The sequence below is a fragment of the Micromonospora sp. DT4 genome, from assembly GCF_049841675.1.
Classification (GTDB): domain Bacteria; phylum Actinomycetota; class Actinomycetes; order Mycobacteriales; family Micromonosporaceae; genus Micromonospora.
Genome location: NZ_JBNCKT010000146.1, coordinates 1 through 10,660, shown reverse-complemented (window position 1 = coordinate 10,660; position 10,660 = coordinate 1). Strand labels below are relative to the sequence as shown.

At 70.8% G+C, this 10,660-nt stretch carries 12 protein-coding genes; 5 read left to right on the top strand and 7 right to left on the bottom strand.

The window, feature by feature from the left end; genetic code table 11:
- Nucleotides 1–228: 228 nt before the first annotated feature.
- Nucleotides 229–1,683: a glycoside hydrolase family 3 protein gene (locus tag ACLQ24_RS26410; protein ID WP_425894408.1), complete on the bottom strand. Its 1,455-nt coding sequence runs from the start codon at nt 1,681–1,683 to the stop codon at nt 229–231.
- A 165-nt stretch (nt 1,684–1,848) separates the two neighbouring features.
- Between ACLQ24_RS26410 and ACLQ24_RS26405 the strand changes: the two genes are divergently transcribed.
- Complete coding sequence (locus ACLQ24_RS26405; RefSeq protein ID WP_425894407.1) at nt 1,849–3,024, top strand: ROK family transcriptional regulator; 1,176 nt, start codon at nt 1,849–1,851, stop codon at nt 3,022–3,024.
- A gap of 106 nt (nt 3,025–3,130) precedes the next feature.
- Here ACLQ24_RS26405 and ACLQ24_RS26400 read toward each other — a convergent pair whose 3' ends face one another.
- Together ACLQ24_RS26400 and ACLQ24_RS26395 are read right to left on the bottom strand one after the other, a co-directional pair.
- On the bottom strand, nt 3,131–4,144 hold the full coding sequence (locus tag ACLQ24_RS26400) for an ABC transporter permease subunit (RefSeq protein ID WP_425894406.1): 1,014 nt from the start codon (nt 4,142–4,144) through the stop codon (nt 3,131–3,133).
- Nucleotides 4,141–5,151, bottom strand: a complete 1,011-nt coding sequence (locus ACLQ24_RS26395) for an ABC transporter ATP-binding protein (RefSeq protein ID WP_425894405.1) — start codon at nt 5,149–5,151, stop codon at nt 4,141–4,143. Before ACLQ24_RS26395 ends, ACLQ24_RS26400 begins: the two co-directional genes overlap by 4 nt.
- A gap of 131 nt (nt 5,152–5,282) precedes the next feature.
- Between ACLQ24_RS26395 and ACLQ24_RS26390 the strand changes: the two genes are divergently transcribed.
- Nucleotides 5,283–6,125, top strand: coding sequence for an ABC transporter ATP-binding protein (locus ACLQ24_RS26390; RefSeq protein WP_425894404.1), 843 nt, complete (start codon nt 5,283–5,285; stop codon nt 6,123–6,125).
- A gap of 9 nt (nt 6,126–6,134) precedes the next feature.
- Nucleotides 6,135–7,031, top strand: a complete 897-nt coding sequence (locus ACLQ24_RS26385; protein ID WP_425894410.1) for a ribokinase — start codon at nt 6,135–6,137, stop codon at nt 7,029–7,031.
- 92 nt (nt 7,032–7,123) lie between these two features.
- Here the strand turns inward: ACLQ24_RS26385 and ACLQ24_RS26380 are convergent, their stop codons facing one another.
- The 4 genes from ACLQ24_RS26380 to ACLQ24_RS26365 form a co-directional block, all read right to left on the bottom strand.
- Nucleotides 7,124–7,657 (bottom strand): JmjC domain-containing protein, encoded by a 534-nt coding sequence (locus ACLQ24_RS26380; RefSeq protein ID WP_425894409.1) that lies wholly within the window; start codon nt 7,655–7,657, stop codon nt 7,124–7,126.
- A gap of 395 nt (nt 7,658–8,052) precedes the next feature.
- Nucleotides 8,053–8,493 carry a hypothetical protein gene (locus ACLQ24_RS26375; protein ID WP_425894402.1) on the bottom strand — a complete coding sequence of 147 codons (441 nt, stop codon included), beginning with the start codon at nt 8,491–8,493 and terminating at the stop codon, nt 8,053–8,055.
- A gap of 63 nt (nt 8,494–8,556) precedes the next feature.
- Nucleotides 8,557–8,802, bottom strand: a complete 246-nt coding sequence (locus ACLQ24_RS26370; RefSeq protein ID WP_425894401.1) for a DUF397 domain-containing protein — start codon at nt 8,800–8,802, stop codon at nt 8,557–8,559.
- A gap of 131 nt (nt 8,803–8,933) precedes the next feature.
- Nucleotides 8,934–9,299 (bottom strand): hypothetical protein, encoded by a 366-nt coding sequence (locus tag ACLQ24_RS26365; RefSeq protein WP_425894399.1) that lies wholly within the window; start codon nt 9,297–9,299, stop codon nt 8,934–8,936.
- A 315-nt stretch (nt 9,300–9,614) separates the two neighbouring features.
- Between ACLQ24_RS26365 and ACLQ24_RS26360 the strand changes: the two genes are divergently transcribed.
- Nucleotides 9,615–10,412 carry a helix-turn-helix domain-containing protein gene (locus ACLQ24_RS26360; RefSeq protein ID WP_425894398.1) on the top strand — a complete coding sequence of 266 codons (798 nt, stop codon included), beginning with the start codon at nt 9,615–9,617 and terminating at the stop codon, nt 10,410–10,412.
- Nucleotides 10,399–10,587, top strand: coding sequence for a DUF397 domain-containing protein (locus ACLQ24_RS26355; protein WP_425894397.1), 189 nt, complete (start codon nt 10,399–10,401; stop codon nt 10,585–10,587). Before ACLQ24_RS26360 ends, ACLQ24_RS26355 begins: the two co-directional genes overlap by 14 nt.
- Nucleotides 10,588–10,660 lie beyond the last annotated feature (73 nt).

Genomic DNA, 10,660 nt, shown 5'->3' with positions numbered 1-10,660 from the left:
CACAGAACTGCAGAACCTCGCCGCCGCGGTCCTCGACTGCAGATGACACAACTACTACCGCATCAGGCAACGTTCGCCCTATCGACTACCTCGCGTAGCCTGGCGACGCCGCACCGCCCGGACCAGCACCCGCGCGGCGCGTCGTCACGAGGCAAACGTTTCCTGATGCGGCACTACTCATCATCAACCTTCGCTCCCGACGCTGGTGATCCGATCAGTGACGTAGCATCAACCCGTCAGGCCGAGCGCCTCCGCCGCAGCCCGACCGTTGGCGTGGCTCGCGCCGTACGTGGTGACAAACGCCCGTACGCCGGAGGGCCGCCACGTCGCGGGCCAGCCCATCTCCACGACGGTCACCGGGTGCGCGGCGGCCAGGGCGTCGATCAGCTCCGGCCCACCGGGCAGCCGATGCAGATGACGCCCGACCAGCACGATCGGCCGATTCCCGGCCAACTCACGCACGGCCGCCTGATCCGTCTCGCTGGCGACCACGCGGATCTCGCGCGCGCCGTCGAGGTGTGGGCCGAGGCCCCAGGGCACCCGCCCCTCGGCCATCGTGGACTCGGTGTGCAACTGCACCACCAGCGGCTCTTCCAGGCCGGTGAGCAGCCCCTCCACGCGTACCGCCCGGCGTGCCACCGCGTACCCCAGATCGGGCTCGGGGTCTGCCGGTGACCTGCCGGCGGCCCGGGTCCAGGCGGCGAGCGCGGCGGCGCGGCCGGCCGCCTCCTCGACCCGGGCGATCGGCAGCCGGCCGTCGCTGGTCGCCTCGGCGATCTCGGCGGCCACGTGCTCGACCAGCGCGGCGTCGACCTGCGCGCCGATGCAGAGCAGGTCGGCGCCGGCCGACAGTGCCCGGACAGCAGCCGGCCCGACGCCCCCGGCGGCCACCGCCGCGCCCTTCATCTCCAGGGCATCGGTGATGACGGTGCCGGTGAAGCCGTACTCGTCGCGCAGCAGGTCGACCAGGACGGCCCGGCTGAAGGTGGCCGGACCGTCGCCGGTCAGCGCCGGCACCCGGATGTGCGCGGTCATCACGGCCTGCGTGCCGGCCGTGATGACCGCGGCGAACGGCGGCAGGTCGCGCTGGCGGAGCAGTTCCAGCGGAACGTCCACCGTGGGCAGTTCGTGGTGGGAGTCGGTGACGGTCGCGCCGTGGCCGGGGAAGTGCTTGGCGCAGGCGGCGACACCGGCGGTCTGGAGGCCGCTGACGGCGGCGGCCGAGTGCGCGGCCACCAGTAGCGGGTCGGCGCCGAACGAGCGTGTGCCGATCACTGGGTTGTCGTCGGCGGTGTTCACGTCGACGGTGGGGGCCAGGTTGACGGTGATGCCGAGCGCGGCCAGTTCGGCCCCGATCGACTGGTAGACCCGGCGGGTGAGCGCCACGTCGCCGACCGCGCCGAGAGCGGCGTTGCCGGGGTACGGGCTACCGGTGGCGTGGGCCAGCCGGGTCACGTCGCCACCCTCCTCGTCGATGGCGATAAGCACGTCCGACCGGCCGGCGCGCAGTGCCGCGGTGCTCGCCGCCAACTGCGCGGGGTCGTGGACGTTCGTGCCGAACAGGGTGTGCCCAGCCAACCCGTCGGCCACCAGGTCGACCGCCCATTGCGGCGGGACCGCTCCCGGGTACGCGGCGAGCAACGTGCCCAGCGCGAGCCGGCGCAGTCCTGGATCGAGCCCCACGAGATCTCCCCCTTCGCTCCCCGTGGATACGAACGTGTACCCGCGGTGGTCGTCGCCCTGCCGGGTCGGCCGACTGCTCTGCCTCCGGGTGGCCGTTACGCTACGGCTACCCATTCGCAGGTCGGTTTACAGTTAGCAAAGTTTACTAAAATTAGAGGACGTGGCATGAGTGCGACCAGGCTGCCCGGCACACCCCGCCTGTTGCGGGCGCTCAACGATCGTGCGGCGCTGGAACTGCTCCTGGAGCGTGGACCCCTCACCCGGGCGCGGCTCGGCGAGCTGACCGGCCTGTCCAAGGTCACCGCCTCGCAGCTCGTCGAGCGCCTCGAGGAGTGCGGCCTGGTCAGTCGGGTCGGCGAGCAGGCCGGCGGACGGGGGCCGAACGCCCAGCTCTACGCCGTACGCGCGAGCAGCGCCCACGTCGTCGGGGTGGACGTCGGTCCGGATCGGGTGGTGGCCGCCTGCGCCGACATCACCGGCGCCGTCATCGGTCGGGTGGAGCAGTCGACGCGGGACACCGACGACCCGGTGGGTGTGGTGCACAACGCCGTGGTGCAGGCCGCCAGCAGCGCCCAGGCGCAGCTCACCAGCGTCCGACGGATCGTGCTCGGCACACCGGGCCTGGTCGATCCGCAGACCGGCGACATCACCTTTGCCTTCAACCTGCCGCGCTGGCACAGCGGCCTGCTCGCCGCACTGCGGGAGGACCTGCACACCCCGGTGGTCTTCGAGAACGACGTCAACCTGGCGGCGGTGGCCGAGGCGCAGTCCGGCGCCGCGCAGGGCGTGGCCGACTTCGTCCTGGTCTGGGTGGGCGCCGGCGTCGGCTTGGCGATCATGCTGGGCGGGCGACTGCACCACGGCAGTAGCGGCGCGGCCGGCGAGATCGGTTACCTGCCGGTGCCCGGCGCGCCCATCCCGCGCGACGTCTCGCGCCGCGCCAAGCCCGCTTTCCAGCAGGTGATCGGCGGCGACTCGGTACGCGCGGTGGCCCGCGAACACGGCTTCTCCGCGCCGGATGCCGCGCAGGCGGTGCGGGCGGCGGTCGCGGCCGGCGCCGCCGGTGGCCCGATGCTCGACGAGCTGGCCCGCAGGCTCGCGCTCGGAGTGGCCAGCACCTGCGTGGTGCTCGACCCCCCGTTGGTCGTGCTGGCCGGCGAGGTCGGCCAGGCCGGCGGCGCGGCGCTCGCCGACCGGGTGCAGCGGGAGGTCGCGGCGATCACCCTGGTCCGGCCACGGGTGGTGCCCACCGGCCTCACCGAGGAGCCGATCCTGCGCGGCGCGCTGCGCACCGCGTTGAACGCCGTGCGCGACGAGGTGTTCGGCTCCACCGTCGGCTGAGCCCGCTGGGGCGGTCATGTGAAGGAATATTTCACCGCCGGCCGCCTGGCTGCAAGCTCTTGCCGCCAGGTGGCCGGGTCGGTACGGGCGGCGCGGTGTGGCCCTTTCAGTTCAGGTCACGGCGGCGGAAGACGGCGAAGGCGAGCACGGTCAACCCACCGGTGATTGCGAGCAGCACCGCCAGCGACGGTCCCCAGGTGAGGCTGTAGAAGCCCTCGCAGTACGTGCCGCCGGAGCTGCCCCGACAGAGCTGGGAGTCCCAGAACTGGACCTCTCCGCTGAGCCACGCCCCGATATAGCTGGAGAGCATCACCTGGTCCGGCCGCCGGGCGTCGGCGATCTCCAGCACCAGCCGTGCGCCCAGCTCCCACACCACCGCGTACGCGGCGACCGCCCCGAGCGCCGCCGACGTGTGCCGGCCCAGCGTCGCGATGGCGAAGCCCGTCGAAGCGGCCAACAGCACCAGCACCAGACCACGACCGTGCACAGCCGCCAGCGAGCGCCAGAAGTCGCCGTCGGGCTGGCCGGCCAGGCCGGCGGCCTGCCCGATCACCCAGAAGGTGGCCAGGTAGAACAGAGAGGCCACCAGCGCCAGGGCCAACACCGCGCCGAGCAGGGTCGCCAGCTTCGCGCCCAGCACCGTCAGCCGGCGCGGTCGCCACAGCAGCAGGTTGACCACCCCGCCGGAGTTCAGGTCCGCTCCGATGTACGAGGCGCCCACCAGGAACCCGAACAGCACCAGGAACGCGATGAGGAAGTAGAGCAGTGGGCGGGCCTGCTGGACGAAGCTGAACACCCCGGGCAGATAGTCGGCCGCGATCGGCAACCGTTCCTGCCGGGCCGGGTCCATGTCGGAGCAGTCGGTGGGCAGGTAGCCCTGGGTGTCGGGCATCGAGATCGCGTCACGTTGGGCCAGGCACTGCTGGTAGCTGACCTCCATGCTCTGCCGCGCCTCGATGGCCTTCGCCCGCGCCGAGTCGAGCTCGGCGGCGCTCGGCCGGTGCGACCCGGCCAGGGTCGTCGCGGCGGTGACGCCGAACGCCAGCACCAGCAGGACGACCATGAGCTGCACGAAACGGCGCGCGGAGAGCCGCTCCAACTCGGCCCGGACCAGGTTCACGCGTCCACTCCCCGTACGTCGAGATCGATCACCGCGGTGCCGTCGGCACCCGTCGGCCGCGCCGCCTCGTCGACCTGACGGGGCACCGACGGGTGCTCGCCGGCCCCGGTCAGCTCCAGGAAGACGCTCTCCAGGTCGGGCCGAAGCGGCGTCAGCTCGGCCACCCACAGGCCCTGATCACCGAGGACGCGGCTGATGACCGTCGGGTCGGTCGTCCCGCTCACCACCAGCGCCGCACCCTCGGCGGCAGCCGTCAACTCCGCCGCGCGCAGCAGGTCGGCGGCACGCTCCGGCTCGGCCACCCGGACCAGGAACTCGTGCCGGTCGTGACCCGCCAACACCTCGCCCACCCGGCCGGCCGCCACCCGCCGCCCCCGCGAGATGATCGTGACGTGGTCGCAGATCAGTTGGATCTCGCCCAGGATGTGGCTGGACACCAGCACGGTCACCCCGGACGCCGCGAGCGACCGCATCAGGTCACGCATCTCGCGGATGCCCGCCGGATCGAGGCCGTTCGCCGGCTCGTCGAGGATGAGCAGCCGCGGGTCCTTCAGCAGCGCGGACGCCACCGCGAGGCGCTGCTTCATGCCCAGCGAGTAGCCCTTCACCCGCTCGTCGCCCCGGTCGCGCAGACCCACCAGCTCCAGCGCCTCGTCCACCCGTGAGATCGACACCCCACCGGCCCGAGCCAGCAGCCGGAGCGTACGACGGCCGGTGAAGTTGCCGAAGAACTGCGGACTCTCCACGACGGCGCCGACCTGACCCGCCACCCGGGGCAGCAGCTCCGGCGACGGCTCGCCGAGCACGCTCATCCGCCCGCCGTCGGCGCAGACCAGTCCGAGAAGGGCGCGCAGCGTGGTGGTCTTACCGGAGCCGTTGGGCCCCAGGAACCCGTGGATCTGTCCGGCCTCGACCAGCAGGTCGAACCCGTCGACCGCCACCCTCTTGCCGTTGCGCACGCTGCGGAAGGTCTTGCGCAGACCCTCGATCTCGATGACCGCGCTCATTCGCGCGGCTCCGAACCTCGACCGGGCATGAGCCGTCCCTAGGGTGTGGTGATCAACGACACGGTGCCTCACCCTATGGCCAGAGCGCCGCCCATGGGGGGCACGCCGGCGCTGCGTGGTTGGATGGTCCGGTGACTGGTGACCTGATCCCCGCCGCTGCCGGCGCCGCGCCTGCCGCCGCACCCGTGGACCCGGATCTGGTGGTCAGCCTCGACAGCGTGGGCGTACGCCGCTCCGACAACCCTCTCTTGCAGGACCTGACCTGGCGCGTCGAGCTGGACGAGCGCTGGGTGGTGCTCGGCCCCAACGGCGCGGGCAAGACCACCCTGCTCAACCTGGCCGCCGGCCGGCTGCACCCCACCACCGGCGTCGCGTACGTCCTCGGTGAGCGGATCGGCCACACCGACGTCAACGAGCTGCGCACCCGCATCGGCCTCGCCACCGCCGCGCTCGCCGCGTCCGTGCCGGCCGACGAGCAGGTCAGCGACGTGGTCGTCACCGCCGCCTGGTCGGTGGTCGGGCGCTGGCGGGAGAGTTACGAGCACGGCGACGTGGCGCGGGCACGGGCGCTGCTCAGCCAGCTCGGTGTCGGCAATCTCTCCGAGCGTCTTTACGGCACCCTCTCCGACGGCGAACGCAAGCGCGTCCAGATCGCCCGGGCACTGATGACCGACCCGGAGCTGCTGCTGCTCGACGAGCCCACCGCCGGGCTCGACCTGGGTGGCCGCGAGGACCTGGTCGGCCGGCTGGCCGAGCTGGCGTACGACCCGGCCGCCCCCGCCATGGTGCTCGTCACCCACCACGTGGAGGAGATCCCGCCCGGGTTCACCCACGCGCTGCTGCTGCGCGAGGGCGCGGTCGTCGCCCAGGGACTGCTCGCCGAGACGTTGACCGGCGACAACCTCTCCAAGACCTTCGGTCTGCCGCTGGTGGTCGAGCGCTCCGGCGACCGCTACACCGCGCGCGCCGCCTGACGGGTGACCGTGTCGCAGACCCGGGTGGCGGTGGTGGGCAGCGCGAACATGGACCTGGTCGCGATGGCCCCCTCGCTGCCCCGGCCGGGCGAGACCATGCTCGGCACCGACTTCGTGATGGTGCCCGGCGGCAAGGGCGCCAACCAGGCCATCGCCGCCGTCCGGGCCGGCGCCTCCTGCGCCTTCCTCGGCGCGATCGGCTCCGACGCGTTCGGCGTGACGCTCCGCGCCCGCATCACGGCGTCCGGCGTGGACACCGGCCATCTGCGGGTGGTGTACGGCACGTCCGGCGTGGCGCTCGTGATGGTCAATGGGCAGGGGGAGAACGCCATCGTGGTCACCCCGGGCGCGAACGACGCGCTCGTCGGCCTCACCGACGAGGAACTGGCCACGGTACGCGCCGCGGACGTCCTGGTCGCCCAGCTGGAGATCCCGGTGCAGACGGTGACCGCCGCGGCGCTGGCCGCCCGCGCCGCCGGCACCCGGGTCGTCCTCAACGCCGCACCCGCCCGTGAGCTCCCGCCGGAGTTGCTCGGCGCGGTGGACGTGCTGGTCGTCAACGAGGGCGAGGCGCAGGCGTTCACCGGCCGGGGCCGCGAGGAGCCGAGGGCGCTGCTCGACCTGGTGCCCCGCGCGGTGCTCACCCTCGGCGACGCCGGCGCCTGGTACGTGGACCGGGAGGGCGTCGAGGTGCACGTGCCCGCCGTCCAGGTCGACGTGGTCGACTCCACGGCGGCCGGCGACGCGTTCACGGCCGCGCTGGCGGTCGGCTGGGGCGAGGGGCGGGACGTCGTCGACGCCGTACGCTGGGCGGCGGCGGCCGGCGCGGCCTGCGTACGCAAGCTCGGCGCCTCGGTGGCACTGCCACAGCGGGCCGAGATCGACGCACTGTACGCGCCGGGCTGACCCGTCGTCGAACTGTCCGCCATCCGCCAGCCCGTACGGGGTGTGCAGGCAAGCGGGCCAGCCTCGATCAGGCTGGCCCGCTTCACTTCGGCTCACAGCATGGCGTGGCTGGTTTCCTGCTGAGCAGCACGCCGCAGCGCCCTCGACATCTCCTCAACGTTCAGCCCGGAGAGGTAGTCGATCAGAAGTGACCGCGTCTGCTCGACTGTCGTGGGCATGGTCGCAGGGTCGAGCCCTGAAGGCGGGATGACGGCGCGGAAGCGGGGGTCGTTGATCGCACTGCCTACCAACCGTTCGGCGACCCACAGCGGCACGCGCTCCTTCAGCACGAAGGTCAGGTGCACGCTGGTTTCGACGGCATTCCGCGAGTGCGGGTTGTGCACCCAGCCTCGCGGCAGCACGAGGATGTCACCGGGGATCAACTCGACCGTTTGGTACGGGCCATCCTTCTGCCACTGCTTGACCCAGTCGTCCTGCCACAGGTTCGTCGACATCAAGTGGTCGCGGTAGGGCGCGTCGACCTTGGGCTTGAACAGCTCCCAGGTCTTCGTCCCCTGGAGTTGCACCACGATCCCGAGGTACTGGTCCCAGTGGTAGTCGAGGCCCTGCTTGCTCGGCGGTGTGATGAAGGCCGTGACGTATACCGGGCAGCCGGTCTCTGCCTGGATGCCCGTACAGACTGCGCTCAGGGGGCGGAAACCACCGATTCAACTCGCGGAGCTGGATGGTGCAACCCTGGTCGAGCAGGAGTTGGACGGAGGCTGGGGCAACCCGGTCATCGGCGGTGAAGCGGGCCGGGTGCAGCCCTTCGCCCCGATGGAACACGTTCACGTAGCTGCTCGGCGCGCAGCCGGCGTCGAGGAAGCCTCGGAGCGTCTGCGCGTTGACTGCCGGTCGGATCGGGCTGCCGCTCGGCAGCTTCAGCGTGTACGGGTGCTCGGGCCACTCGCTGAGAACGGCATTGGCGGCCTCGTGGCCGAGGATCATTTCGAGGGACATGTACTTCTCCCATGAGCGAAGGTCAGTTCGGTGGGAGGGGGCAAGGCGTCCTGGTGTGGTGGCGGTGCGGGCAGCAGATGACCGCGTACTCGATGGTCTTGTTGCCGCTCAAGCTGAGCGTGTACTGCCAGATGGCATCGGCTCCACCCTCCAGACCTGAATGGGTGTGCTCGATCCGGGCGGCCTCATCCAGGTAGCTGAGCGCCGAGTCGGGTGGCTGCTGGGCGTAAAGTCTGGTCAGCCAGCCCAGCGCTCCCTGCACGTCGGTCCAGGTCCGCTCCTGTGCCGTCTGAACCCGGCGCAGGAGGTAATGGCCGGTCTCCAGCGGTGGCACCGTGGCCCGGAGGAACGTGTCGCCCGCCGTGGTGCCGGCGATGCCGGGTCGTCGTTCATGATCGTGCTCCCGGCCGAAGAACTGGTGTGGACCGGTCCACGGCCCGTAACCGTGCCAATGCTGCGTCACCAGCGTCATTTTTCCCCCTGAGTTCGGGCTGGCCGCGTAGCGCACGCGGCCAGCCCTGGTCGATCAGACGATCTCGCCGGCCTGGTACGCGGCGAAGAAGCTGTCCAGCTCGTCGCGGCTGAACCGCAGGGTCGGCGTGTCGGCACCGAGCTTCGAGTCACCCAGGATGATGGCGTCCTTGCTGCCCGGCAGGATGGCGGCTGCGACGCAGCTCTCCATCGTGTTCGTGATGCCGCCTCCGCAGAGCTTGCGCAGGTTCACGCCGGAGGCGTCGACCTCGTACAGGTCGAGCGGCTGTTCGATCGCCATGAGACGATCTCCTTTCGGTGTACTGCCATGCGGGGATTCGGTCCCCGCGCCGGTGGCGCACCTTCACCCCGGCCTGGTCGTCTGCTTTCCACGGGAGGCGGCCAGGCCGGGCGTCTCGGGGTGGGTGGAACCTATGCGCCGCTGGCCCCGCTGGCCCCGCTGGGGCGCTCGGCGGTGTCCTCGCGGAACGGCCCCCAGGACACGAAGCGCGCGAACAGCTCGCTCGGGCTAGGACCGTCGTGTGGATTCAGGCGGTAGAGATCCCTGGTGGCCTCGTAGTACAAGCCGGCCAGGTAGATCGTGAGGCCGGGGCCGTTGTCCTCGAATTCACGCCGCAGCCTGAGCCTGGCCTCCGGGCAGGGCCACTGCTGGCCATCAGCCCGGCAGAACCACATCGGGCGCAGTGGGGTGTGCGGCTTCTCCTTGCCATGCGCCCGGGGGCGGTCTGCCTTCGGGCCGGCGAGCGGTGGATGCATCTGCGTGGTGAGGGTGCTCATGTGTCATCTCCTGCCTGCTCGACGAGCCCAGGCCGCGACCTACCTTCCCCCTCGTCCACGACCTGGACCCGAGTCCTTGGGGTTGGGCCGCTCCGCCACGGGGGGTGCGGAGCGGCCCAGGGCCACCGTGACCACGTTCGGCGGGCCCGAGCGGATCAAGCGGGTCTAGGGGGACCGAGGCGTATCCGCTTGCTGACAGTCTTGTGAGGACACCGCTACTCTCGGAAGACGTTCGCGCTGGTCCCGGCGATGGTCTGGCGACCGCCGAACGAATCTGGCTACGCTTGGTGATCTTGGGGATCCTCTGGAGGAACGTTGGAACGCGCGCAGACAGCCGAGATGATTCGCGCCCAGCTCCGTAAGCAGCGCTCGTTGGCCGGCATGAATCAAGACGAGTTCGGCAAGCGCACGAACTATTCGGGGTCAACGGTGTCCGCTGTGGAGACTGGCACCCGGGCGCTGGACTTGCCCTACGCCCGCCGGGCGGACGAGATCCTGGAGACCGGCGGGTTGTTCGAGTTCCTGCTGAGGGAGGCACAGCGCGACTGGCAGCCGAGCTGGCTCAAGCACTGGCTCGAAGCCGAGCGCGCCGCGAAGCAGCTCAGGTACTTCAACCCGACGCTTATCCCGGGACTGCTTCAAACCGCGAGCTACGCGCGAGCAGTCCTGCGCTTCGACGACACGCGCCCCGAGGAGGAGGTCGAGCAGCAGGTCGCCGCCCGCTTGGAGCGTCAGGAGGTTCTGCGCCGAGAGCGGCCACCGCAGGTAATCGCGGTCATCGACGAGTCGTCCCTACGCCGGCTTGACCCGATCATGACCGAGCAGCTTGCGCACCTGCTGAAGATGTCCGAGCTACCCCACATCCACGTCCACGTCATTCCAGCCGCCGCCGGCCTGCACGTTGGACTGTCGGGTCCGCTGGCCCTGGCGATGCTCGCTGACGGCTCCTGGGTCGGACACCTGGAGAACCAGCTTGCCGGCACTCCCGTGGATGTTGAGGATGGAGTCGCTACGCTGATGGCGAGATGGGAGAGCGTGAGGGGTGTCGCCCTCCCGCACAACCTATCGGTAGCCCTGTTGAAGGAAGTTGAGAGCCAGCATGGACCTCAGTAACGCTCAGTGGAAGAAGTCGACCCGCAGCGGGACGAGCGGTGGCGATTGCGTCGAGGTGGCCGATAACCTGCACGGCCTGGTTGCCGTCCGCGACAGCAAGGACCCGGCTGGCCCGGCGCTCACGTTCGACCCGAAGAACTGGAAGTCGTTCCTCGGCTTCGCCAAGCGCGCCTAAGAGACTGTCGGGTAACTGGGTGGGGGCGGAACGTCACGCCGAGACACGTCGATGGAAGGTCCTCGACAAATAG